Here is a 23,322-nt window from a genome sequence, read left to right as displayed (position 1 = left end):
TCCCCATGAGCCTCGACCTGCACGCCACGGCGCCGCCCGAGCCCGGTCCGCCGCGCGCCGCCCGTCCCGCGCACCGTCGCGCCGCCTCCGCGACCAAGCTGGACCTGAAGTACTCGCCCTACCTGTACGTCCTGCCGTTCTTCCTGATCTTCGCGGTGTTCAGCGCGTATCCCATCGCGTACACGGTCTGGATCGCGTTGACCGACCGGTCCCCGCTGAACCCGACGATCTCGTTCGTCGGGCTGGACAACTTCGTCGAACTGATCACCGACGACCCGCAGTTCTGGAACGCGGTGGTGAACACGTTCGGCATGTTCGTGCTCTCCACCGTGCCCCAGCTGCTGCTGGCGCTGATGCTGGCCAACGCGCTGAACCGGAAGCTGCGCGCGCAGACGTTCTTCCGGATGGCCATCGCGATGCCGATCATCACCTCGACCGCGGTGGTGGCGCTGATCTTCTCGATGATCTACGCCAAGGACTTCGGCCTGGTCAACTGGCTGCTCGACAGCATCGGCCTGGACCCGATCGACTGGCGGGCGAACCGCTTCGCCTCCTGGTTCGCCATCTCCACCATGGTCGACTGGCGCTGGGTCGGCTACAACGCGCTGATCTACCTGGCCGCCATGCAGTCGATCAGCAAGGACATGTACGAGGCCGCGGCGCTGGACGGGGCCTCCCGGCGGCGCCAGTTCTGGTCGATCACCGTCCCGCAGCTGCGTCCGACGATCATCTTCACGCTGATCATCTCGACCATCGGCGGGCTCCAGCTCTTCACCGAGCCGTTGCTGTTCACCAGCGGCTCGGGCGGCCTCTCCGGCGGCTCGGAGGGGCAGTTCCAGACCATCACGATGTACCTGCTCGACGTGATGAACCAGCGCTTCCGGTGGGGGTACGCCGGGGCGGTCGCGCTCGTGCTCTTCGTGCTCATCGCGCTGATGTCGACGGTCAACTACCTGCTGGCCCGCCGCATCAGCTCCGACAAGTGAGGTGACGAGATGACGACCACCACGCTTCGCCCACCCACCCGGCCGACCGCGCCGGCGAAGGCCACCCACCAGGCCGAGCGGCTCTGGAAGGCCAGCCCGCTCACCTGGTTCGGCCTGGTCCTCGGCGTGATCCTGTCGCTGTTCCCGTTCTACTGGATGATCGTGATCGCCTCCCGGACGAACGACGCGGCCAACTCCTGGCCGCCGCCGTTCCTGCCCGGCGGAAAGCTCGGCGAGAACGTCGAGCGGGTGCTCGCCAACGGCGACGCCAACATCGTCAAGGGGCTGCTGAACTCGTTCCTGGTCTCCGGGACGATCACCGTCGCCACGGTCTTCTTCGGCTCGCTGGCCGGCTTCGCGTTCGCCAAGCTCCGCTTCCGGGGCAAGAACGCGCTGCTGCTGATCATCCTCGCCTCGATGATGGTGCCGATCCAGCTCGGCGTGCTCCCGCTCTACATCCTGATGGCCAAGCTCGAGTGGCTGAACACCATGCCGTCGGTGACCGTGCCGTTCCTCATCGGCGGCTTCGGGATCTTCATGATGCGCCAGTACGCCGAACAGGCGGTCCCGAACGAGCTGATCGAGGCCGCCCGGGTGGACGGCTGCTCCACCTGGCGGGTCTACTGGCACGTGGTGGCGCCCGCGCTGCGGCCCGCCGCCGCGGTGCTCGGCCTGCTCACCTTCATGGAACAGTGGAACCAGTTCTTCTGGCCGTTCGTGGTGTTGGCCGACCCGTCCAACCCCACCGTCCAGATCTCGCTGCGCAGCCTCAACACCGCCTACTTCGCCGACAACTCGCAGATCTTCGCCGGTACGTTGATCGCGACCCTGCCCCTGTTCGTCGTGTTCGTTCTGTTCGGCCGCCAGATCATCGGCGGCATCATGGAAGGCGCCGTCAAGTCGTGAGCAACCCAGCCAGCCCGCCCGCCGTCGGCGTCCTCGACGGGGGCCCGGCCCTGACCTTCCCGCCCGGTTTCCTCTGGGGCGCGGCCACCGCCGCGTACCAGATCGAGGGCGCCGCGGCGGAGGGTGGCCGTACGCCGTCGATCTGGGACACCTTCAGCCACACCGAGGGCCGGACGGTGGCCGGGCACACCGGCGACGTGGCCTGCGACCACTACCACCGGATGCCGGACGACGTGCGGCTGATGGCCGACCTGGGGCTGCGGTCCTACCGCTTCTCCGTGTCCTGGCCCCGGGTGCAGCCGGGCGGCGTCGGCGGGGTCAACCAGGAGGGGATGGACTTCTACCACCGCCTGGTCGACGAGCTGCTCGGCCACGGCATCGAGCCGTGGGTGACGCTCTACCACTGGGACCTGCCCCAGCCGCTGGAGGACGCCGGCGGCTGGCCGGCCCGCGACACCGCCGGCCGGTTCGCCGAGTACGCGCAGCTGGTCGCCGACGCGCTCGGCGACCGGGTGACGTACTTCACCACGCTGAACGAGCCGTGGTGCTCGGCGTTCCTCGGCTACGGCTCCGGCGTGCACGCGCCGGGCCGCAGCGACGGCGCGGACGCGGTCCGGGCCGGGCACCACCTGATGCTCGGGCACGGCCTGGCCGTGCAGGCGGTGCGGGCGTCCCGCCCGCAGGCGCAGCTCGGCATCACGGTGAACCTCTACCCGGTCACCCCGGCCTCCGGGTCGGCGGCGGACGCCGACGCGGCCCGCCGGATCGACGCGCTGGCGAACCGGTTCTTCCTGGACCCGGTGCTGCGCGGCGCGTACCCGGCGGACCTGGTCGCCGACCTGCGCGGGATCACCGACCTCGGGCACGTCCGCGACGGCGACCTGGCGACCATCTCGACCCCGCTGGACATGGTCGGCGTCAACTACTACAGCCGGCACGTGGTCGCCGCGCCGGTCGAGGGCGCGGAGCCGGAGCCCTACTGGCGGGCGCCGTCCTGCTGGCCGGGCAGCGAGGACGTGCGGTTCGTCACCCGCGGCGTGCCGGTCACCGACATGGACTGGGAGATCGACGCCCCGGGCCTGGTGGAGACGTTGGAGCGGGTGCACCGGGAATACACCGACCTGCCGCTCTACGTCACCGAGAACGGGTCGGCGTTCGTCGACACGGTGGTCGACGGCCGGGTGGACGACCCGGACCGGCTGGCCTACTTCGCCTCGCACCTGCGCGCGGCGCACGCCGCGATCGAGGCCGGGGTGCCGCTCAAGGGCTACTTCGCCTGGTCACTGATGGACAACTTCGAGTGGGCCTGGGGCTACACGAAGCGGTTCGGCATGGTCTACGTCGACTACGACAACCAGGCCCGGATCGCGAAGTCCAGCGCCAGGTGGTACGCCGACGTGATCCGACGCAACGGCCTGGCCGCACAATAAGCTGGGCCAGCCAGTAACGGGCGGCCCGGCACCGACGCCTCAATCGGTGCCGGGCCCGCCCGACCGTCGGAGGAGCACAGACGATGACAACGCAGCGCACCCGCTCGCTCGGGCGCCCGACCCTCGACGCGGTCGCGGCCCGCGCCGGCGTCGGGCGCGGCACGGTATCCCGCGTGGTCAACGGCTCGCCGCAGGTCAGCCCGGAGGCCCGGGCCGCCGTCCAGCAGGCCATCGCCGAGCTGGGATACGTGCCCAACCGGGCCGCCCGGGCGTTGGTCACCCAGCGGACCGACTCGGTGGCGCTGGTGGTCTCCGAGTCCGGGGAGCGGGTCTTCACCGAGCCGTTCTTCGCGGCCATCGTCCGGGGCGTCAGCTCCGGGCTGGTGGAGACGCCCATGCAGCTCTGGCTGGCCATGGTGCAGTCGCCGATCGAGCGGGAGCGGGTCGAGCACCACCTCACCAACCAGCACGTCGACGGCGTGCTGCTGCTCTCCCTGCACGACTCCGACCCGCTGCCCACGCTGCTGGAGGAGCGTGGCCTGCCCGCGGTGCTCGGCGGCCGGCCGGCCCGGATGCTGCACCCGAACGCGCAGCCGGCGTGGTTCGTCGACGTGGACAACGTCGGCGGGGCCCGGCAGGCGGTGGAGCACCTGTTCGCCCAGGGGCGCCGCCGGGTCGCCACCATCGCCGGCCCGCAGGACATGGGCGCCGGCCTGGCGCGGCTCTCCGGCTACCAGGAGGCGGTGCGGGCCGCCGGGGGCACCGTCGACCCCGGCCTGATCGGGTACGGGGACTTCAGCGAGGGCAGCGGCACCGCCGCCATGCGCCGGCTGCTGGAGACGTGCCCGGATCTGGACGCCGTCTTCGTCGCCTCCGACCTGATGGCGTTCGGCGCGTTGCGCGCGCTGCGCGAGGCCGGCCGGCGGGTCCCCGAGGACGTGGCGGTGATCGGCTTCGACGACGCCCCGATCGCGCGCCAGGCCGAGCCGCCGCTGACCACGGTGTTCCAGCCGGTGGAGGAGATGGGCCGGCAGATGGCCCGCCTGCTGGTCTCCCGCATCCGGGGCGACGAGGTGCCCTCGCCGCACGTGCTGCTGGACACCAAGCTCATCCACCGCGCCTCCGCCTGACCCCGACCGCCGCGCGGGCGGCCGGCGTGGTCAGGACCAGCGACGCAGTTCGCGGCGGGCCAGGGACGCCCGGTGGACCTCGTCGGGGCCGTCGGCCAGGCGCAGCGTCCGGGCCTGGGCCCAGAGCGCGGCGAGCGGGGTGTCCTGGCTGACGCCGGCCCCGCCGTACGCCTGGATCGCCTTGTCGATCACCCACTCGGCCATGGCCGGGGTGGCGATCTTGATGGCCTGGATCTCGGTGTGCGCGCCCTTGTTGCCGACGGTGTCCATCAGCCAGGCGGTCTTGAGCACCAGCAGGCGGGCCTGCTCGATCCGGACCCGGGACTCGGCGATCCACTCCCGCACCACGCCCTGCTCGGCGAGCGGACGGCCGAACGCCACCCGGTCGAGAGCGCGCCGGCAGAGCAGCTCCAGGGCCCGCTCGGCCATGCCGACCAGCCGCATGCAGTGGTGGATCCGGCCGGGACCGAGGCGGGCCTGGGCGATGGCGAAACCGGCGCCCTCGGCCCCGACCAGGTTCTCCGCCGGCACCCGGACGCCGGAAAAGTCGATCTCGGCGTGCCCGCCGTGCGGGGCGTCGCTGTAGCCGAAGACCGTCATCCCGCGCCGTACCGTCACGCCCGGGGTGTCCCGGGGGACCAGGATCATGCTCTGCTGGCGGTGCCGGTCGGCGTCCGGGTCGGTCTTGCCCATCACGATGAAGATCTCGCAGCGCGGGTCCATCGCACCGGAGGACCACCACTTGCGGCCGTCGACCACGTAGTCGTCGCCGTCGCGGGTGATCCGGGTGGCGATGTTCGTCGCGTCCGAGGAGGCGACCTCCGGCTCGGTCATGCAGAACGCGGAGCGGATCTCGCCGGCCAGCAGCGGCGCGAGCCAGCGTTCCCGCTGCGCGTCCGAGCCGAACTCGGCGAGCAGCTCCATGTTGCCGGTGTCCGGCGCGGCGCAGTTGAGCGCCTCCGGGGCCAGGTGCGGGCTGCGGCCGGTCAGTTCGGCCAGCGGCGCGTACTGGAGGTTGGTCAGGCCGGCGCCGTAGCGGGCGTCGGGCAGGAACAGGTTCCACAGGCCCCGGGCCCGCGCCTCGGCCTTCAGCTCGTCCATCACCGGCGGGCGGGCCCACGGGTCGCCGGCCGCGAGCACCTGCTCGTGGTGCACCGGCTCGGCCGGGTGGACGCACTCGGTGAGGAACGCCTCCAGCCGCTGCCGCAGCTCGACCGTCCGGTCGTCGTACGCGAACTCCATCTACTTCTCCCTCACCGCGTGCAGACCGTGCGCGACCAGCGGCGCCACCATCTCGCCGATCCGGTCGAACCCCTCGCCGAGCGTCTGCCCGAGGGTGTGCCGGTAGTGGATGCCCTCGCAGATCACCGCCAGCTTGAAACAGCCGAGCGCCACGTGCCAGTGCAGCGGGCCGACGTCCACGTCGCTGCGCCCGGCGTAGCGTTCGATCAGCTCGGCGCCGGTGGGGAAGCCAGCCCGGGGGCCGATGCCGTCGGCCACCGGGTTGCCCTCGGCCTGGTCGCTGTCGCCGAGCACCTCCCAGTAGGTCAGCAGCAGGCCGAGGTCGGCGAGCGGGTCGCCGAGCGTGGCCATCTCCCAGTCGAGCACGGCCCGCACCGCCACCGGGTCGACCGTGGCGAGCAGGTTGTCCAGCCGGTAGTCGCCGTGCACGATCCGACCCGCGTTCGCGCCCTCCGGCACGCTGCCGGCCAGCGCGTCGCGCAGCTCGTCGATGCCGGGCAGCGGGCGGCTGCGGGAGCGGTCGAGCTGGCCGGCCCAGCGGCGCACCTGCCGGGCCAGGTAGCCCTCCGGTCGGCCGAAGTCGGCCAGCCCGACCTCGGCCGGCTCCACCCGGTGCAGGGTGGCGAGCGTGTCCATCATCGCCATGGCCAGGTCACGCCGCTGGTCGGCGGTGAGCGCGTCGGTCTGCTCCCGCCGCCGGTAGACCTCACCGTCGACCTTCGCCATCAGGTAGAACGGCGCGCCGATCACGCTGTCGTCCGGGCAGAGCAGCAGCGCCTCGGGGACCGGCACCCCGGTCGGGGCGAGCGCCGAGATCACCCGGTGCTCGCGGGCCATGTCGTGCGCGGTGGCCAGCACGTGCCCGAGTGGCGGCCGGCGCAGCACGACCTCGCGGTCACCGGCGCGCAGCAGGTAGGTGAGGTTGGACTTGCCACCGGCGATCAGCCGCGCCGACAGCGGCCCGGCCAGATCCGGCCGGTGCGTGGCGAGGTGGGTGGCGAGCCGGTCGAGGTCGAGCCCGCGTGGGGCCGGACCGGTCGGGGGCCGGGCAGCGTCGACGGCCGGATCGGTCATCCGAATAGTTGATGGCAGCTCAGCTTTCTTGTCAAGGTCGGATTTTCCCGCCGGGACATGCCGCTGCAACGGGGGCGAAATGGTCAGCCGGCAGGCTGGGCCCCAGCCTGCCGGCCGTCGGGCCGGCCCGCCGAGCGGAGGGGATCAGACATGCTGCTGAGAGTTCGGGTGACCCTGCCGGACCGACCGGGCACGCTCGGCCAGGTGGCCCGGACGCTCGGCGTCTCCGGCGCCGACATCGTGCAGGTGGTGGTCCTGGAACGGCTCGGCGGGCGGGCGGTCGACGACTTCACCGTGGTCTGGCCGGGCGCGGCGCGGGTGGAGCGGCTGCTCGCCGGGCTGGCCGCGATCCCCGGTGTCCGGGTGGACGGGGTGTGGCGGGCGATCGGCGCGCCCACCACCACCGGCCAGGACGCCGAGCTGCTCGCCCAGGTGGCGGCCAACCCGACCGACGGGGTGGCCACGCTCGTCGACGCCGTGCCCGGGCTGCTCGCGGCGGACTGGGCGGTGGCCGCCGTGGTCCCGCTGGACTGGGCCTCGCGCAGCGGCGGGTGCGGCACGGCCGCGGTCGGGCACGCGAGCTGGCGGGCCCCGAGCCCGCCCCGGCTGCCCGAGGTGACCCCGCTGCGGGCCCGCGCCCTGACCGCGCCGGACGGGCACCACTACGCGGTCGCGCCGTTCGGTCGGGCCGGCCTGGTGCTGGTGGTCGCCCGCGACCACAGCGAACCGCTCGCGGCCGCCGGGTTCCACTCCACCGAGGTGGACCGGCTCGCCCAGCTGGTCCGGGCCAGCGCGGTGATCCTCGGCGACCGGCTGGACCTGGTCGGCGCGCCACCGGTGACCACCATCACCTGACCGGTCGCGCCGCGTCACCCCGGGGCAACGGGGGCGCAACAGGCGGCCGGCATGGTCGGGGGTGAGGAAGGGAGACAACCATGGCGCTCTGGCGGATCCGAGCCACCGTGGACGACCGGCCGGGTTACCTGTCGGTGCTCACGGCGAGCCTCGCGTTGCGCGGGGTCAACATCCTCACCGTGCAGGTGCACACCACCGAGGTCGGCGCGGTCGACGACTTCCTGGTCGACGCGCCCGAGCAGGTCACCGAGGCCGAGCTGCGGGCCGCCGTGGCGCGCGGGCGGGGCCGGGACTGCTGGGTGGCGCGCAGCGAGGCGCGCGGGCTGGCCGACGAGCCGACCCGGGTGCTCGGCCTGGCCGGCCGGCTGGTGCGCGACCCGGAGGCGGCCGGCGCGACACTGCGGACGCTGCTCGGCGCCGACGCGGTGACCTGGCGCCCGACCCCGGCCGCCGCGCCCGGCGGCGTGGGCGGCACCACCATGCTGCTCACCGACCCGGCCGGCGGCGGCTACGAGCTGCGCCGGCGGGAGCCGAGCTTCACCCCGGCCGAGTACGCCCGGGCGCAGGCCCTGGTCGAGCTGGCGGCGACGCTGGCCCGCCGGGACGTCGACCGGGTCACGCTGGTGCTGCCGGACGGCGCGGAGGTGACGGTGCGGCCGGCCACCGTCGAGGACGTGCCGGCCGTACGCGAGCTGCACGTGGCCTGCTCGGCGCGAAGCCGGCAGCGGCGCTACCTGAGCGGGGCGGCGGACCCGTCGCCGGCGCGGCTGCGCCGACTGCTGGAGCCGGCCCGGGGGGTGACAGTGCTCGCCACGGCGGGCTCCGGCGGGGCGGCGGAGCCGGTCGTGGCCATGGCCAACCTGCTCGGCGAGGGGGACGAGGCCGAGGCGGCGCTGCTGGTCCGCGACGACTGGCAGCGCCGGGGTCTCGGCTCGGCGCTGCTGCGCCGCCTGGTCGGGCACGCCGACCGGGCCGGCTACGCCGCCGTGCTGCTGCACGTGCAGGCGGAGAACACCCCGATGCTGCGGACGCTGCGCCGGCTGGACCGGCCGGTGGCGGTGGAGCGCGACGGCGCGGTGCTGACCGCGACGCTCCCGCTGGTCCCGGCGACGGCCGGGTGGCCGGCGGCCGGCGGTGCGGCGGGCGCGGTGACCGGCGGACCGGCGACGGCCGGTCGCGGCGCGGGTGCCGGCGCGGTCGTGCCGGCGCAGCGGTCGGATTGAGCTGACGGTCGTCCGGTCCGACCACGGAGGTGAGCCGCAACGGCGCGGCGCGCCCGAGGGGCACGACCGGACGGCCGCAACCGGCGCCCGGCGCGCCACCCGGACCGACTCCCGATGCGGGGGGCGGTGACACGGCGGGGCCCCCCGGTGCGGGGGCCCCGTTCGTGTGTCGGGACGGTTCAGGTGGCCGGGTAGCTGCTGTAGTCCGGGAAGTTGCCGTAGAGGCGTCGGTCGCCGCCCACGGTGACCGCCTGGACCAGCAGGTCGCCGCCGACGAACGCGCCCTTCCAGGACGCGCCCCGGCCGCCGAACGCCTCGTCCCGGTCGCCCCGGGAGCGGGGCTTGTTGATGCCCACCTTGAAGGCCTGCAGGTCGACCGCCAGCTTGCCGGCCAGCTCCTCGTCGTCGCAGGCCAGCGACGCGACCAGCGCGCCGTTGGAGGCGTTCATCTGGGCCAGCAGCTCGTCGGTGGTGTCCACCACGACGATGGTGTCCACCGGGCCGAACGGCTCGGCGTGCATCAGGCGGGACCGGCCGGGCGGGGCCAGCAGCACGGCGGGGGCCACGTACGCCGAGGTGTCCTGCCCGTCGAGGAACGGCGCCCCGTCGAGCTTGCCCCGGTGCAGCGGCACGGCGCCGCCGCGTACCGCCTCGTCGACCTTGCGCCGCAGCTCGTCGGCCTTGGCCGCGCTGATCAGCGGGCCGAAGTCCAACTCCGGCAGCGGGTCGCCGGCCGACCAGTCGTCGCCGACGGCGAGCGGGTGGCCGAAGCGGACCGAGCGGACGACCGGCAGGTACATGTCGAGGAACTCGTCGACCAGGTCCCGCTGGACCACGAACCGGGGGTACGCGGTGCAGCGCTGCTTGCCGTACTCGAAGCCCTTCTTCAGGTGCGCCGCGAGCGTGTCCCACTGGGAGAAGTTCCAGATGCCCCAGGCGTTGAGGCCCTCCTGCTCGATGAAGTGCCGCTTGTCGGAGTCGAGCAGTGCCGCGGCGACCTTGCCGCCGTTGGAGCGCCCGCCGACGAACGCCACCGCGCCGATCTCGGGCGCGCGGACCAGCACCTCGGACAGTTCCTCGCCGCTGCCGGAGACCAGCGTGGCGGGCAGCCCGGCCCGGCGCATCAGCGCGTGCGCGACGGTGAGGCAGACCGCGCCGCCCTGGGACGGGGTCTTGGCGATGACCGCGTTGCCGGCCAGGAGCTGCACCAGTTCGGCGTGCACGAGCACGCTCATCGGGTAGTTCCAGGAGGCGATGTTGCTGACCGGGCCGGGCAGCGGCTCGCGGCCGTCGGCGAGCATCCGCTCTATCTCACCGACGTACCAGCGCACGCCGTCGAGCGCCCGGTCCACGTCGGCGCAGGCGAGCCGCCACGGCTTGCCGATCTCCCAGACCAGCAGCAGGGCGAGCAGGTCGCGGTGCGCGGTGAGCGCGTCCAGCGCGTCGGTGACCCGGGCGGTGCGCTCGGCCAGCGGGGTCCGGGCCCACTCCCGGTGCGCGGCGGCGGCGTGGGCGACCGCGGCCCGGGCGGCGTCGGCGTCGAGCCGGGCCAGGTTCACCAGCGTGGTGTTGTCGACCGGGCTGCGGACCGCGGTGGGCGTGCCGAGCGCCCGCCACTGGCCCTCCACGAGGTTGTGCAGCGTGGCGCCGCCGTCGGCGCTCGTGTCGAAGGCCTCGGGGGTGGCGGCCACGGCCCGGGCGAGGGTGTCGGACCAGGAGGTGCCGTCGGCGAGTCGAAGGGCCATCGCGATCTCCTCAGGTTGTCCGGGGGAGCGGCGGCGTCGATGGCACCGCTGGTGACGCGTACTGTCCCGCGGGGCCGATCGGACGGGCAACCGTACGCTCGTATGCCAGGACGCGAGGCCCCTTCCCGTCGGCCTCCCCGCGCGGCGCGGGCGTTGCCGGCCCGGGCCTGAGCTGCGGATACGCTTCATTTGTATTAATGAACATCGATGATGTGATTCATCTCCATCGGGGTTACCGATGGGTAGGGCGACCCGGGTGCGCCGCCGCCGTCTTCCCAAACCGTCGCGCGCGCCGTTACATTGTCGCTTATCCATGGGAGCGCTCCCGCGCCTCCGCGGTCCACCCCACCACCACCGCCGCGTCGGCGGCCCGGGCGGCGCGTCCCCGCCGGTCCGGGCCGCCACGCGGCACCCTCCACAGGAGCTCGCCATGCTTCGACCGACCCCGCCGCCGCGCGGTCGCCCGTCCCGCCGGTGGCTCGCCGCCGGCGCCGCGCTGGTGGCCGCGCTGGCCACCGTCGCCCCGCTCCCGGCCGCCGCCGCGCCCGCCGCCGCGCAGGCCGCGCCCGCGTTCAACTACGCCGAGGCGTTGCAGAAGTCGCTGTTCTTCTACGAGGCGCAGCAGTCCGGCCGCAAGCCCTCCTGGAACCGGGTGTCCTGGCGGGGCGACTCGGCGCTCACCGACGGCGCCGACGTCGGCGTCGACCTGACCGGCGGCTGGTACGACGCCGGCGACCACGTGAAGTTCGGCTTCCCGATGGCGTTCAGCGCCACCATGCTCGCCTGGGGCGCGGTCGAGTACCGCGACGGGTACGTCGCCTCGGGCCAGCTGACGCACCTGCTCAACAACCTGCGCTTCGTCAACGACTACTTCGTCAAGGCGCACCCCGCGCCGAACGTCCTCTACGGACAGGTGGGCAAGGGCGACGACGACCACAAGTGGTGGGGTCCGGCCGAGGTGATGCCGATGGCGCGGCCCGCGTACAAGATCGACGCGAGCTGCGGCGGCGCGGACCTGGCGGGGGAGACGGCGGCCGCGATGGCCGCCTCGTCCCTGGTGTTCCGCCCCACCGACGCGGCCTACGCGGACAAGCTGCTCGGCCACGCCAAGCAGCTCTACACGTTCGCCGACACGGTGCGGAAGAGCTACCACGAGTGCATCACCGACGCGACGAGCTTCTACCGGTCGTGGAGCGGCTACCAGGACGAGCTGGTCTGGGGCGCGATCTGGCTCTACCGGGCCTCCGGTGACGCCACCTACCTGGCCAAGGCGGAGAGCGAGTACGACAAGCTCGGCACCGAGCCGCAGTCCACCACCCGCTCCTACAAGTGGACCATCGCCTGGGACAACAAGCAGTTCGGCGCGTACGTGCTGCTGGCGAACCTGACCGGCAAGCAGAAGTACGTCGACGACGCCAACCGGTGGCTCGACTACTGGACCGTCGGCGTCAACGGGCAGAAGGTGCCGTACTCGCCGGGCGGGATGGCGGTGCTCGACTCCTGGGGCGCGCTGCGCTACGCCGCCAACACCGCGTTCGCCGCGCTGGTCTACAGCGACCGGACCACCGACACCACGCGCAAGGCGCGCTACCACGACTTCGCCGTCCGGCAGGTCGACTACGCGCTCGGCGCCAACCCGCGCAACTCCAGCTACATGATCGGGTTCGGGGCGAACTCGCCGAAGAACCCGCACCACCGCACCGCGCACGGCTCCTGGTGGGACAGCCAGACCGTGCCCGCCGAGACCCGGCACGTGCTCTACGGCGCGCTGGTCGGCGGCCCGTCGGCGGCCAACGACGCGTACACCGACAGCCGGTCGGACTACGTGATGAACGAGGTGGCCACCGACTACAACGCCGGCTTCACCTCCGCGCTGGCCCGGCTCACCAACGAGTACGGCGGCAGCCCGCGCGCCGGCTTCCCGGTCGCCGAGACACCCGACATGGACGAGCTGACCGTGGAGACCACGGTGATGCAGGCCGAGCCGCGGGCCACCGGGCTGAAGGCGATCGTCTACAACAAGTCGGCGTTCCCGGCCCGGGCGCTGACCACCGGAAAGTTCCGCTACTACTTCCGGCCCGACGGCACCGGTCCGGTGACCGTGACGCCCGGCTACACCCAGGGCTGCCCGTCGCCGTCGACCGCGAAGCAGTTCTCCGGCGCCATCTGGTACGTCGAGGTCGACTGCACCGGCTGGACCATCGCGCCGGCCGGGCAGTCGCAGCACCGGATGGAGGTCCAGTTCAAGATCGGCGTGCCGGAGGGCGGCACCTGGGACCCGACGAACGACCCGTCGTACCAGGCCAGCGCCGGGCCGAACCGCAAGGTGCCGCTCTGGTCCGGCGGCGTGCGGGTCTGGGGTGACGAGCCCGGCCCGGCCACTCCGGACACCACCGCGCCGAGCGTCCCCGGCACCCCGGTCGCCTCCGCCGTCACGTCCACCGGCCTCACCCTGACCTGGCCCGCCTCCACCGACACCGGTGGCAGCGGCCTGGCCGGCTACGAGGTCACCCAGGCCCAGACCGGCAGCGACGCGCTGGTGCTGCGCACCGCCACCACGAACACCCTGGCCGTGACCGGGCTGCTGCCGGAGCGGACGTACCAGTTCACCGTGCGGGCCCTCGACGGCGCCGGCAACCGGTCCGCGTCGTCGGCGGCGCTGGCCGTCACCACGCCGGCCGCCCCGGCGCCGGACACCACCCCGCCGACCGCGCCCGGCACGCCCACCGCCTCCGCGGTCGGCCCGACCGGCCTGACGCTGACCTGGGGCCCGGCCACCGACGCCGTCGGCGTCACCGGCTACCGCGTCTACCGGGGCGGGACCGTCCTGGTCGGCTCCGCCACCGGCACCACGCTGGCGGTGACCGGGTTGACCGCCTCCACCGCGTACACCTTCACCGTGGTCGCGGTGGACGCGGCGGGCAACGTCTCGCCGGCCTCGCCACCGGTCACGGTCACCACCACGGCGCCGCCGACCGGCGGCGGCTGCGCGGTGACCTGGACGGCGAACACCTGGGACACCGGGTTCACCGCGAACATCACCGTTGCCAACACCGGCACCACCGCGATCAACGGCTGGACGCTGGCCTTCACGTTCCCGAGCGCCGGGCAGAAGGTCGGGCAGGCCTGGTCGGCGAACGTCACCCAGACCGGGGCGGCCGTGACGGCGTCGAACCTGTCCTACAACGGAACCCTCGCGCCGGGTGCGTCGACGAGCTTCGGCTTCAACGGCACCCACACCGGCACCAACCCGAGGCCGTCGGCCTTCACCCTGAACGGGGTCGCCTGCGCCGTGTCCTGAGCGCCGGCCCGGCGGGCGTGGTCGGTCACCGTACCCGGGTGGCCGACCACGCCACGCCGCCTCTTCCGCAGCGCGGGACGGGAGGCTCGGCGCACACGTTTCCGAAACTTTTCCGAAACCTGTTGTCCCGGACCGGGACTCGATGTAAGCATCGACAATGATCGATTTTTAACCAGGGCGTCCGGTCGTAGGCACTCCGACGGCCCGGGTGCGGGCCAGTGAGGAGGCCAAGGTGGCAATCAGCCCATCCGTTCCCCGTGGCGGGAACAGGCGGCGGCGGTCGCCCGCCGTCAGAGCGCTGCTCGCCGGCGTGGTCGGCGTCGTGACAACCGCCGCGGTCGCGGTCGTGATGCCGTCGGCGAACGCCGCGGCGAGCACGCTGGGCGCGGCGGCGGCGCAGTCGGGCCGCTACTTCGGCACCGCGATCGCGGCGGGCCGGCTCGGTGACTCGACGTACAGCACGATCGCGGGTCGTGAGTTCAACATGATCACGGCCGAGAACGAGATGAAGCCGGACGCGACGCAGCCCCAGCGGGGTCAGTTCAACTTCAACTCCGGGGACCAGATCTACAACTGGGCGACCCAGCGTGGCCTGAAGGTCCGTGGTCACACCCTCGCATGGCACGCGCAGCAGCCGGGTTGGATGCAGAGCCTGAGCGGTGGCAACCTGCGTCAGGCGATGATCGACCACATCAACGGGGTGATGGCCCACTACAAGGGCAAGCTCGCCGCGTGGGACGTGGTCAACGAGGCGTTCAACGAGGACGGCAGTCGGCGTAACTCGAACCTGCAGGGCACCGGCAACGACTGGATCGAGGTGGCGTTCCGCACCGCGCGGGCGGCCGATCCGTCGGCGAAGCTGTGTTACAACGACTACAACATCGAGAACTGGTCGTACGGCAAGACGCAGGGTGTCTACCGGATGGTCCAGGACTTCAAGTCCCGGGGTGTGCCGATCGACTGTGTGGGGTTGCAGACCCACTTCACCGGCGGTAGTTCCCTGCCGGGCAACTTCCAGACCACGCTGTCGAGCTTCGCCGCGCTCGGTGTGGACGTGGCGTTGACCGAGGTGGACGTCACCAACGCCTCCACCTCGCAGTACGCCGGGTTGACCCAGGCGTGTCTGAACGTGCCGCGCTGCATCGGCATCACCGTGTGGGGCGTGCGGGACAGCGATTCCTGGCGCTCGGGCGAGAACCCGCTGCTGTTCGACGGCGGGGGCAACAAGAAGGCCGCGTACACCTCGGTCCTCAACGCCCTCAACGCCGCCGCCCCGACCTCGGGGCCGACCACGACCCCGACCACCGGGCCACCGCCCAGCGGTGGCGCCGGCCGGATCGTCGGAGCGCAGTCGGGCCGGTGCGTCGACGTGCCCAACGCCACCCAGACCAACGGCACCCGCGTCCAGCTCTGGGACTGCAACGGTCAGTCCAACCAGCAGTGGACGTACACCTCCGGCAAGCAGCTGATGGTCTACGGCAGCAAGTGCCTCGACGCGAACGGCGCGGCCACCGGGAACGGCACCGCCATCATCATCTGGGACTGCAACGGCCAGTCGAACCAGCAGTGGAACGTCAACGCCAACGGCACCATCAGCGGGGTGCAGTCCGGCCGGTGTCTGGACGTCTGGGGCACCGGCAACGGCCAGCAGATCCAGCTCTACGACTGCCACGGGCAGGCCAACCAGCAGTGGCGGACCGACTTCGGCGGCACCACGCCGCCGCCGTCCTCGCCGCCGCCGTCCTCGCCCCCGCCGGGCGGCTGCGCGCTCCCGTCGACCTACCGGTGGTCGTCGACCGGCGCGCTGACCAACCCGCAGAACGGCTGGGTCTCGCTCAAGGACTTCACCAACGTGGTCTACAACGGCAAGCACCTGGTCTACGGGTCGAACGTCAACAGCAGCGGCCAGTACGGCTCGATGAACTTCAGCCTGTTCACGAACTGGTCCGACATGGCCTCGGCCAGCCAGACCGGAATGAGCCAGGGCACGGTGGCGCCCACGCTGCTCTACTTCGCGCCGAAGAACATCTGGGTGCTGGCGTACCAGTGGGGACCGACCTCGTTCAGCTACAGGACGTCGAGCGACCCGACCAACGCCAACGGCTGGTCCTCGGCGCAGACGCTCTCCACCGCCACCCTCTCCGACGCCCCGTACGGCGTGATCGACCAGACGCTCATCGGCGACGACCAGAACATGTACCTGTTCTTCGCCGGGGACAACGGCAAGATCTACCGGTCGAGCATGCCGCTCGGTAACTTCCCGGGCAGCTTCGGTTCGAGCTACACGACGATCATGACCGACTCGACGAACAACCTGTTCGAGGGCGTCGAGGTCTACAAGGTGGCGGGCCAGAACCAGTACCTCATGATCGTCGAGGCGATCGGGAGCCAGGGACGCTACTTCCGGTCGTTCACGTCCAGCAGCCTGAACGGCACGTGGACCCCGCAGGCGGCCAGCGAGAGCAACCCCTTCGCCGGCAAGGCCAACAGCGGCGCGACGTGGACCAACGACATCAGCCACGGTGACCTGGTCCGCACCAACCCCGACCAGACCAAGACCGTCGACGCCTGCAACCTGCAGTTCCTGTACCAGGGCAAGAACCCGAGTGCGGGAGGCGACTACAACCTGCTGCCGTGGCGGCCGGCGGTGCTGACCCTCCAGCGCTAGGCGCCACACCGTTCGAGGACAGCGTGCCCGGCACCCGTGCGGTGCCGGGCACGCCTGGCGACGAGTGACGTCCCGGCCGGACGGCCGAATTCGGGGCGACCGCCGACCGGCCACCCCGGTAGCCTCCCGGCATGCCCGAGCTGATCACCCCGACCACCCGCCTGCACCGGTCCTGGCTGGCCGCCCGGGACGAGTGGGGGCGTGGCGTGCACCAGGACGGCGCGGGGCTGCGCCCCACCGACGACGTCGACACCCCGGCCGGCTTCGCCGCCTGGGTGGACGGGCTGCGCGCCGGGGAGGACGAGTCCCGACTGCCCGAGGGCATGGTGCCGGCGCTGTACTGGTGGATCGTCGAGGAGGACGAGGTGCTCGGGGCGATCTCGCTGCGGCTGCGCCTCAACGACTTCCTGCGCGAGGCCGGCGGCCACATCGGCTACGGGGTGCGCCCCTCGGCCCGGCGGCGTGGGCTGGCCACCTTCGCGCTCGGCGCCGCGCTCGCCGAGGCGGCCCGGCGCGGCATCGACCCGGTGCTGGTCACCTGCGACGTGGAGAACACCGCCTCGGCGCGGACCATCGAGCGGCACGGCGGGGTGCTGGAGGACGTCCGCGACACCGAACTGGGCCGGCTGCGCCGGTACTGGATCGCCACCCGCTGACTCAGCCGGGCAGGTCCTCCGCGAGCAGGTCCATCAGCAGCGCGTCGTGCCAGCGCCCGTCCGCCCCGCGCTCGTAGCGGCGCATGATGCCCACCGGACGGAACCCCACCTTCGCGTACGCCCGGATCGCCGCCGTGTTCGCCGCCGCCGGGTCGATGGTGAACCGGTGGTGGCCGTACTCGTCGACCAGGTGCCGGGCCAGCGTGCGCACGGCGTCCCCGCCCAGCCCGGCGCCGCGCGCCGCCGGGTCGAGGAAGATGTCCAGGCTGGCGTGGCGGTAGTCCGGGTCGGTCTCGGCGTACCACTGGATCGCGCCGACCAGCCGGCCGGAGTGCTCGATCGCGTAGACGGTCAGCGCCTCGTCGGCCAGGTCGGCGCGGACCGCCTCGACCAGGTCGTCCCCGCCGCGCCACCAGCGGCGCACCTCCGGGGTGGCCCGGATCGCGGCCAGCGCGGGCACGTCGTCGTCCGTCGCCGGTCGCAGCGTCACCGCCCGTCCCCGCAGCACGCCTCAGCCCCGCCGCTCGCCGTGCTCGACGCAGACCGCCGACCAGCCGGTCGGCACGACCTGCACCTTCATCCGCCGCCGGCAGGACGCGCACCAGCGCGGCGGCTCCAGCGCCCGGGCCGCCGCGCACGCCGGGTGCGGGCCGGCCGCCACCGACTCGCCGCACCTGTCGCACCAGAGCGCGGCGGGGAGGGCCGTGGCGGGGGAGAGTTCGGTCACCGCTGCCTCACAGGGTCGCCGAGAGCGCCTTCACCGGCATCTTCAGGTCTTCCAGCAGCTTCAGGTCGTCGGTCGCCGGCCGACCGAGCGTGGTCAGGTAGTTGCCGACGATGACCGCGTTGATGCCGCCGAGCAGGCCCTCGCGGGTGCCGAGGTCACCGAGGGTCAGTTCGCGGCCGCCCGCGTAGCGCAGGATGGTGCGGGGCATGGCCAGCCGGAACGCGGCGATGGCCCGCAGCGCGTCCTTGCCCTCGACCGTCGGGCGGTCACCCAGCGGCGTGCCCGGACGCGGGTTGAGGAAGTTCAGCGGCACCTCGTGCGGGTCCAGCTCGGCGAGCTGGGCGGCGAACTCGGCGCGCTGCTCGACCGTCTCGCCGAGCCCGAGGATGCCGCCGCAGCAGACCTCCATGCCGGACTCGCGGACCATCCGCAGCGTCTCCCAGCGCTCCTCCCAGGAGTGCGTGGTGACCACGTTGGGGAAGTAGGAGCGGCAGGTCTCCAGGTTGTGGTTGTAGCGGTGCACGCCCATCTCGACCAGCTCGTCGACCTGCTCCTGGGTGAGCATGCCGAGCGAGGCGGCGACCTGGATGTCGACGGCGGCGCGGATGGCGGCCACGCCCTCGCGCATCTGGGTCATCAGCCGGGCGTCGGGGCCCCGCACGGCGGCCACGATGCAGAACTCGGTCGCCCCGGTCGCCGCGGTCTGCTTCGCGGCCTCGACCAGTGCCGGGATGTCCAGCCAGACCGAGCGCACCGGCGAGGTGAACAGGCCGGACTGGGAGCAGAAGTGGCAGTCCTCCGGGCAGCCGCCGGTCTTGAGCGAGACGATGCCCTCGACCTCGACCTCCGGGCCGCACCACCGCATCCGGACCTCGTGGGCGAGCTGGAGGGCGGCGGGCAGGTGCTCGTCGGGCAGGTTCAGCACGGCGAGGATGCCGGCCTCGTCGAGGCCGACGCCGTTCTCCAGCACCCGGGTCCGGGCCTGGTCGAGGATCTCTGGCATGGCTCGTAACCTAACAGGCCGCCGAGACACCGGGAAACCGCTGGCGAGCCGGGACCGCGCCACGCCGGGGCGGTCCGCCCGGGTGGTAACTTCGCCCCGCGGAAGCGCCCGGCGGGGCGGGGAGTCGGCGGGAGGGGACGGCAGGTGGCGGACTGGCTGGCGGCCCTGGACCGCCGGGCCGAGCTGCGGGCCCGGGCCGGTCTGACCCGCACGCTGCGCCCGCGGGCCGCCGACGACGCCGTGGTCGACCTGGCCGGCAACGACTACCTCGGCCTGGCCACCCACCCGCAGGTCACCGCCGCCGCCGCGCGGGCCCTGTCCGGGTACGGGCTGGGCGCCACCGGGTCGCGCCTGGTGCGCGGCTCCACCGACCTGCACCACGCGCTGGAGGACGACCTGGCCGGCTGGCTCGGTGTCGACCGGGCGCTGGTGTTCTCCTCCGGCTACCTGGCCAACCTCGCCGCGGTCCGGGGCCTGACGCAGCCGCGCACGCTGCTCGTCTCCGACGCCCACAACCACGCCTCGCTGATCGACGGCTGCCGCATCTCCGGCGCGGAGACCGTGGTGACGCCGCACGCGGACGTGGCGGCGGTGGAGGCGGCGCTGGCCGCCGCGCCGGGTCGGCCGGCGGTGGTGGTGACCGAGTCGGTCTTCTCGGTCGACGGCGACCTGGCCCCGCTCGCGCGGCTGCACGCGGTGGCCCGCCGGCACGGCGCGCTGCTGCTGGTCGACGACGCGCACGCGCTGGGCGTCACCGGTCCGGCGGGGGCCGGTGGGGTGGCCGCCGCCGGGCTGGCCGGCGCGCCGGACGTGGTGGTCACGGCGACGCTGTCCAAGGCGCTCGGCGGGGCGGGCGGCGTGGTCGCCGGGCCGGCCGAGTTCGTCCGGCACCTGGTGGAGACCGGGCGCACGTTCATCTTCGACACCGCGTTGCCGCCGGCGGTGGCGGCCGGGGTACGCGCCGCGGTGCGGCTGGCCCGCGCCGGGGACGCGCTCCGCGCCGAGCTGGCCGACCGGGCCGCGCTCGCGGTGCGGGTGCTGGGCGAGGCGGGGCTGTCGGTCTCCGCCCCGGACGCGGCGGTGGTGTCGGTGACCGCGCCCGGCCCGGAGGCGGCCACCGCCTGGGCCGCCGCCTGCCGCGCCCGGGGGGTGGCGGTCGGCTGCTTCCGACCCCCGTCCACGCCGGACAGCCGGTCCCGGCTGCGGCTGACCATCGGCGCCGGGGTGGACCGGGCCGAATTCGCCCGGGCCCTGGACGTGATCGTGGCGTGTGCGCGGGAGGTCTCATGAGCGACGGCTGGACCGGACCGGTGCTGGTGACCGGCACGGACACCGAGATCGGCAAGACCGTGGTGACCGCGGCCGTCGCCGCCGCCGCGCAGGCGGCCGGCCTGCGGGTCGCGGTGGTCAAACCCGGCCAGACCGGTACGGCCACCGGTGAGCCCGGCGACGTCGACTCGGTGACCCGGCTGGCCGCCCCGCTCACCGGCCGGACGCTGGCCAGCTACCCGGACCCGCTCGCCCCGCTCGCCGCCGCCCGGGTCGCCGAGCTGCCGCCGCTGGAGCTCTACACCGCCGTCGACGCGATCCGCGAGGAGGCCGACAAGCACGACCTGGTGCTGGTCGAGGGCGCCGGCGGGCTGCTCGTACCGATGGGGTTGCGTCCGTCCGGCGAGCCCTGGACGGTGGCCGACCTGGCCGTGTCCCTGGGCGCGCCGGCGGTGGTGGTGACCCGGGCCGGGCTGGGCACGCTCAACCACACCGCGTTGACGCTGGAGGCGCTGGAGCGACGGGCGGTCCCGGCCGGCGTGGTGATCGGCGCCTGGCCGGCGGAGCCGGAGCTGGTGCACTGGCTCAACCTGTCCGAGCTGGTGCCGAACCTGCTCGGCGCGGTCCCGGCCGGCGCCGGCGGCATGGACCCGGGCGTGTTCCGCCGGTCCGCCCCCGGGTGGCTCACGCCCGCCCTCTACGGGGTGCTCGACGACTGGCGGGCGTGGGCCGAGGAGACCTGACCTTCGTCGGTGTCCGGGCCTCCCGCCGGTGGGTAGCGTGACCGCCGTGGAACCGCGCCCGCTGTCGCCCGTGGCCCGACGCCGGGCCGGTGACCTGCTGCTCCTGGCCGTTCTCGCCGCGCCGGCGACGTCGGCCCGGCTCAGCCCGCCATGGCAGCCGTACGACGTGCCGCTGTTGGCCGTCGTGCTGGCGCTGCTCGGCGGCTCGGTCGTGGTGGCTCGCCGGTGGCCGCTCGTGGCGGTGCTGGCGGTGGTGGCCGGCTCGCTGGTCGACGGCAACATGGTGTTCGCCATCCCGGTCTTCGGCTACCTGGCCGGGCTGCGCAGCGCCCGGGCGGCCCCGGCGGCGGTCGTGTTCGCCGCCATCGCGGTCACCGGCACCGGGCTCAACCTCGGGCTGCTCGGCACCGAGCCGGCGGTCTGGTTCCAGCTCGCCTCGGTGCTGCTCTTCGCCGGCGTGTTCCCCTGGCTGCTGGGTCGGCTGCGACGGCAGCACCGGGCGCTCGCCGACGCCGGGCGGCGGCACGCCGAGGCCGAGCGGCGCAGCGTGGTGGAGCGGGTACGCCTGCGCGAGCGGGCCCGGATCGCCCAGGACATGCACGACTCGCTCGGGCACGACCTGAGCCTCATCGCGCTGCGGGCCGGCGCGTTGGAACTGGCGCCCGAGCTGTCCCCGGCCCACCGCACGGCGGCCGGGGAGCTACGGGCCAGCGTCGCCGCCGCCACCGAGCGACTGCACGAGGTGATCGGCGTGCTGCGCGAGGAACGCCCCCGGCGACCGCCGGGGGAGACGGTCGCCGACCTGGTCTCCGGCGCCCGCGACGCCGGCATGGCGATCGACCTGCGTCCCGGGGACGCGGGCACGGAGGCCGGTCTGCCGCCGCTCGTCGCGCACGCCGTGCACCGAGTGGTGCGGGAGGCGCTGACCAACGCCGCCCGCTACGCCCCGGGCGCCCCGGTCACGGTCGCGGTGCGGCGGGCGGCCGGCGCGGTCACCGTCACGGTGGTCAACCCGCCGTCCCCGGCCGGCCCGCTGCCCGGCCCGGTGTCGCACGGCTCGGGGCTGCTGGCGCTGCGCGAGCGGGTACGCCTGGCCGGCGGCACCCTGGACGCCGGCGCCCGGGACGGCGGCGGCTGGGCGGTCACGGCCCACCTGCCGCTGACCGGCGTCGCTGCCGCTCCGGCCCTCGGCCGCCGCCCGACGGCGGCCGTTCCGCCGGACGGCGCTCGGCGCGACAGCGGAACGGACGCGGCCCTGGTGCCGGTCGGCGGGGAAACGGACGCCGCCCCGGTGCCGGTCGACGGCATCGGCGAGCCGCACGACGCCGACCGGTCCGGCGTCGAGGCGCGGCGGCTGCGGGAGGCGCGCCGGCGGCTGCGGCGCAGCCTGCTCGTCGCGTTCGGCGCGCCGGCCGGGCTGGCCCTGGCGCTCGCGCTGGTCTACTACCCGATGGCCACGGCCGGCGCGGTGCTGGACCGGTCCGGCTACGACCGGCTGCGGCTGGGCGAGCAGCGCGACACGCTCGGGCTGCCCCGCCGGCAGGCCGACCCGCCGGCGTCCGGCGCCGCACCGGGCTGCGAGTTCTACACCGACGGTAACTTCCCGTTCGCCGAGGCGACCTGGCGGCTCTGCTTCACCGACGGACGGTTGACCAGCAAGGAGCGGATCGAGGAATGAGCGACGACCACGGGCGCCCGCTGCGGGTGGTGCTCGCCGACGACGAGGCGATGGTCCGGGCCGGGGTCCGGGCGATCCTGGCCGCCGACCCGGGCATCGAGGTGGTCGGCGAGGCGGGCGACGGCCACGCCGCGGTCGAGCTGGTCCGCGCGCACCGCCCCCGGGTGGCGCTGCTGGACGTCCGGATGCCCCGCTGTGACGGGCTGAGCGCGGCGGCGCAGATCCGCCGGCTGGTGCCGGAGACCGCCGCGGTCATGCTCACCACGTTCGGCGACGACGACCTGATCGCCCGGGCGCTCGGCCACGGCGCCGCCGGGTTCCTGCTGAAGTCCGGCGACCCGAGGGAGCTGCTGGCCGGCGTCCGGGCGGTCGCCGACGGCGGGGCGTACCTGTCGCCGCGGGTGGCCCGCCGGGTGATCGAGCTGAGCGGCGGCCGGCTCGCCCGCGGCCCGTACGCGCGGGACCGCCTGGCCGGGTTGACCGACCGGGAACGGGAGGTGCTCGCGCTGGTCGGGGCGGGGCTGTCCAACGCCGAGATCGCCCGTCGGCTGCACCTGGTCGAGGGCACCGTGAAGAGCTACCTGACCAGCGTCTTCACCCGGCTGGACGTGCGCAACCGGGTGCAGGCGGCGATCCTCGCGTACGAGGCGGGGCTGGTCCCGCCGTCCGGCTGACCAGCCCCGCCC

19 protein-coding genes are annotated in these 23,322 nt (G+C 73.8%); 13 read left to right on the top strand and 6 right to left on the bottom strand.

Features of this window, described 5'->3' with window-relative positions; genetic code table 11:
* The first annotated feature begins 5 nt into the window (after nucleotides 1-5).
* The 4 genes from GA0070622_RS24820 (at nucleotide 6) to GA0070622_RS24805 (ending at nucleotide 4,452) form a co-directional block, all read left to right on the top strand.
* Nucleotides 6-986, top strand: coding sequence for a carbohydrate ABC transporter permease (locus tag GA0070622_RS24820; RefSeq protein ID WP_091579303.1), 981 nt, complete (start codon nucleotides 6-8; stop codon nucleotides 984-986).
* Nucleotides 987-995: 9 nt separating this feature from the next.
* On the top strand, nucleotides 996-1,892 hold the full coding sequence (locus tag GA0070622_RS24815; protein ID WP_091579299.1) for a carbohydrate ABC transporter permease: 897 nt from the start codon (nucleotides 996-998) through the stop codon (nucleotides 1,890-1,892).
* Nucleotides 1,889-3,322 carry a GH1 family beta-glucosidase gene (locus tag GA0070622_RS24810; RefSeq protein WP_091579295.1) on the top strand — a complete coding sequence of 478 codons (1,434 nt, stop codon included), beginning with the start codon at nucleotides 1,889-1,891 and terminating at the stop codon, nucleotides 3,320-3,322. Before GA0070622_RS24815 ends, GA0070622_RS24810 begins: the two co-directional genes overlap by 4 nt.
* Nucleotides 3,323-3,405: 83 nt before the next feature.
* On the top strand, nucleotides 3,406-4,452 hold the full coding sequence (locus GA0070622_RS24805; RefSeq protein ID WP_091579292.1) for a LacI family DNA-binding transcriptional regulator: 1,047 nt from the start codon (nucleotides 3,406-3,408) through the stop codon (nucleotides 4,450-4,452).
* Nucleotides 4,453-4,482: 30 nt separating this feature from the next.
* Here the strand turns inward: GA0070622_RS24805 and GA0070622_RS24800 are convergent, their stop codons facing one another.
* Complete coding sequence (locus GA0070622_RS24800; RefSeq protein ID WP_091579287.1) at nucleotides 4,483-5,694, bottom strand: acyl-CoA dehydrogenase family protein; 1,212 nt, start codon at nucleotides 5,692-5,694, stop codon at nucleotides 4,483-4,485.
* On the bottom strand, nucleotides 5,695-6,768 hold the full coding sequence (locus GA0070622_RS24795) for a phosphotransferase family protein (RefSeq protein WP_091579283.1): 1,074 nt from the start codon (nucleotides 6,766-6,768) through the stop codon (nucleotides 5,695-5,697).
* Between the two features lie 150 nt (nucleotides 6,769-6,918).
* Here GA0070622_RS24795 and GA0070622_RS24790 point away from each other — a divergent pair, with 150 nt between their 5' ends.
* Both GA0070622_RS24790 and GA0070622_RS24785 read left to right on the top strand, forming a co-directional pair.
* Entirely contained in the window at nucleotides 6,919-7,623 is a 705-nt protein-coding gene (locus GA0070622_RS24790; protein WP_091579278.1) for an ACT domain-containing protein, read from the top strand.
* An 80-nt stretch (nucleotides 7,624-7,703) separates the two neighbouring features.
* Nucleotides 7,704-8,846 carry a GNAT family N-acetyltransferase gene (locus GA0070622_RS24785; RefSeq protein ID WP_245666802.1) on the top strand — a complete coding sequence of 381 codons (1,143 nt, stop codon included), beginning with the start codon at nucleotides 7,704-7,706 and terminating at the stop codon, nucleotides 8,844-8,846.
* A gap of 179 nt (nucleotides 8,847-9,025) precedes the next feature.
* Here GA0070622_RS24785 and GA0070622_RS24780 read toward each other — a convergent pair whose 3' ends face one another.
* Nucleotides 9,026-10,591, bottom strand: coding sequence for an aldehyde dehydrogenase family protein (locus tag GA0070622_RS24780; RefSeq protein WP_091579276.1), 1,566 nt, complete (start codon nucleotides 10,589-10,591; stop codon nucleotides 9,026-9,028).
* 430 nt (nucleotides 10,592-11,021) lie between these two features.
* Between GA0070622_RS24780 and GA0070622_RS24775 the strand changes: the two genes are divergently transcribed.
* The 3 genes from GA0070622_RS24775 (at nucleotide 11,022) to GA0070622_RS24765 (ending at nucleotide 17,216) form a co-directional block, all read left to right on the top strand.
* Complete coding sequence (locus tag GA0070622_RS24775) at nucleotides 11,022-13,892, top strand: glycoside hydrolase family 9 protein (protein ID WP_091579272.1); 2,871 nt, start codon at nucleotides 11,022-11,024, stop codon at nucleotides 13,890-13,892.
* Between the two features lie 232 nt (nucleotides 13,893-14,124).
* Nucleotides 14,125-16,560, top strand: coding sequence for a non-reducing end alpha-L-arabinofuranosidase family hydrolase (locus GA0070622_RS24770; protein ID WP_091583924.1), 2,436 nt, complete (start codon nucleotides 14,125-14,127; stop codon nucleotides 16,558-16,560).
* Between the two features lie 131 nt (nucleotides 16,561-16,691).
* On the top strand, nucleotides 16,692-17,216 hold the full coding sequence (locus GA0070622_RS24765; protein WP_091579268.1) for a GNAT family N-acetyltransferase: 525 nt from the start codon (nucleotides 16,692-16,694) through the stop codon (nucleotides 17,214-17,216).
* Between the two features lies 1 nt (nucleotide 17,217).
* On the opposite strand, the gene GA0070622_RS24760 is transcribed toward GA0070622_RS24765, so the two are convergent.
* The 3 genes from GA0070622_RS24760 to bioB are packed head-to-tail and all read right to left on the bottom strand — an operon-like array spanning nucleotide 17,218 to nucleotide 18,946.
* Nucleotides 17,218-17,724, bottom strand: coding sequence for a GNAT family N-acetyltransferase (locus GA0070622_RS24760; RefSeq protein WP_091579264.1), 507 nt, complete (start codon nucleotides 17,722-17,724; stop codon nucleotides 17,218-17,220).
* Nucleotides 17,725-17,727: 3 nt separating this feature from the next.
* On the bottom strand, nucleotides 17,728-17,943 hold the full coding sequence (gene bsaP / locus GA0070622_RS24755) for a biotin synthase auxiliary protein BsaP (RefSeq protein ID WP_091579261.1): 216 nt from the start codon (nucleotides 17,941-17,943) through the stop codon (nucleotides 17,728-17,730).
* A 7-nt stretch (nucleotides 17,944-17,950) separates the two neighbouring features.
* Nucleotides 17,951-18,946 carry a biotin synthase BioB gene (bioB, locus tag GA0070622_RS24750; RefSeq protein WP_091579258.1) on the bottom strand — a complete coding sequence of 332 codons (996 nt, stop codon included), beginning with the start codon at nucleotides 18,944-18,946 and terminating at the stop codon, nucleotides 17,951-17,953.
* A gap of 144 nt (nucleotides 18,947-19,090) precedes the next feature.
* Here bioB and GA0070622_RS24745 point away from each other — a divergent pair, with 144 nt between their 5' ends.
* Genes GA0070622_RS24745 through GA0070622_RS24730 form a run of 4 tightly spaced genes read left to right on the top strand, consistent with a single transcriptional unit; the run spans nucleotide 19,091 to nucleotide 23,310 of the window.
* Complete coding sequence (locus GA0070622_RS24745) at nucleotides 19,091-20,236, top strand: 8-amino-7-oxononanoate synthase (RefSeq protein WP_091579253.1); 1,146 nt, start codon at nucleotides 19,091-19,093, stop codon at nucleotides 20,234-20,236.
* On the top strand, nucleotides 20,233-20,958 hold the full coding sequence (gene bioD, locus GA0070622_RS24740) for a dethiobiotin synthase (RefSeq protein WP_091579249.1): 726 nt from the start codon (nucleotides 20,233-20,235) through the stop codon (nucleotides 20,956-20,958). Before GA0070622_RS24745 ends, bioD begins: the two co-directional genes overlap by 4 nt.
* A gap of 46 nt (nucleotides 20,959-21,004) precedes the next feature.
* On the top strand, nucleotides 21,005-22,636 hold the full coding sequence (locus tag GA0070622_RS24735) for a sensor histidine kinase (protein ID WP_245666800.1): 1,632 nt from the start codon (nucleotides 21,005-21,007) through the stop codon (nucleotides 22,634-22,636).
* A complete protein-coding gene (locus GA0070622_RS24730; protein ID WP_091579239.1) occupies nucleotides 22,633-23,310 on the top strand; it encodes a response regulator in 678 nt (225 codons plus the stop codon). Before GA0070622_RS24735 ends, GA0070622_RS24730 begins: the two co-directional genes overlap by 4 nt.
* The last annotated feature ends 12 nt before the right edge of the window (nucleotides 23,311-23,322 follow it).

The organism is Micromonospora sediminicola, assembly GCF_900089585.1.
In the GTDB taxonomy this organism is placed as follows: domain Bacteria; phylum Actinomycetota; class Actinomycetes; order Mycobacteriales; family Micromonosporaceae; genus Micromonospora; species Micromonospora sediminicola.
Note: the sequence above shows the minus strand (reverse complement) of the source record. Positions and strands in the feature narration are given on the sequence as shown.

Bases quoted from the DNA above. Each gene is read 5' to 3' on its own strand.
- GA0070622_RS24795 (WP_091579283.1), bottom strand. From the start codon at position 6,768: ATGACCGATCCGGCCGTCGACGCTGCCCGGCCCCCGACCGGTCCGGCC.
- GA0070622_RS24820 (WP_091579303.1), top strand. From the start codon at position 6: ATGAGCCTCGACCTGCACGCCACGGCGCCGCCCGAGCCCGGTCCGCCG.
- GA0070622_RS24730 (WP_091579239.1), top strand. From the start codon at position 22,633: ATGAGCGACGACCACGGGCGCCCGCTGCGGGTGGTGCTCGCCGACGAC.
- GA0070622_RS24800 (WP_091579287.1), bottom strand. From the start codon at position 5,694: ATGGAGTTCGCGTACGACGACCGGACGGTCGAGCTGCGGCAGCGGCTG.
- bioD (WP_091579249.1), top strand. From the start codon at position 20,233: ATGAGCGACGGCTGGACCGGACCGGTGCTGGTGACCGGCACGGACACC.
- GA0070622_RS24815 (WP_091579299.1), top strand. From the start codon at position 996: ATGACGACCACCACGCTTCGCCCACCCACCCGGCCGACCGCGCCGGCG.
- GA0070622_RS24775 (WP_091579272.1), top strand. From the start codon at position 11,022: ATGCTTCGACCGACCCCGCCGCCGCGCGGTCGCCCGTCCCGCCGGTGG.
- GA0070622_RS24780 (WP_091579276.1), bottom strand. From the start codon at position 10,591: ATGGCCCTTCGACTCGCCGACGGCACCTCCTGGTCCGACACCCTCGCC.
- GA0070622_RS24790 (WP_091579278.1), top strand. From the start codon at position 6,919: ATGCTGCTGAGAGTTCGGGTGACCCTGCCGGACCGACCGGGCACGCTC.
- GA0070622_RS24805 (WP_091579292.1), top strand. From the start codon at position 3,406: ATGACAACGCAGCGCACCCGCTCGCTCGGGCGCCCGACCCTCGACGCG.
- GA0070622_RS24785 (WP_245666802.1), top strand. From the start codon at position 7,704: ATGGCGCTCTGGCGGATCCGAGCCACCGTGGACGACCGGCCGGGTTAC.
- GA0070622_RS24765 (WP_091579268.1), top strand. From the start codon at position 16,692: ATGCCCGAGCTGATCACCCCGACCACCCGCCTGCACCGGTCCTGGCTG.
- bioB (WP_091579258.1), bottom strand. From the start codon at position 18,946: ATGCCAGAGATCCTCGACCAGGCCCGGACCCGGGTGCTGGAGAACGGC.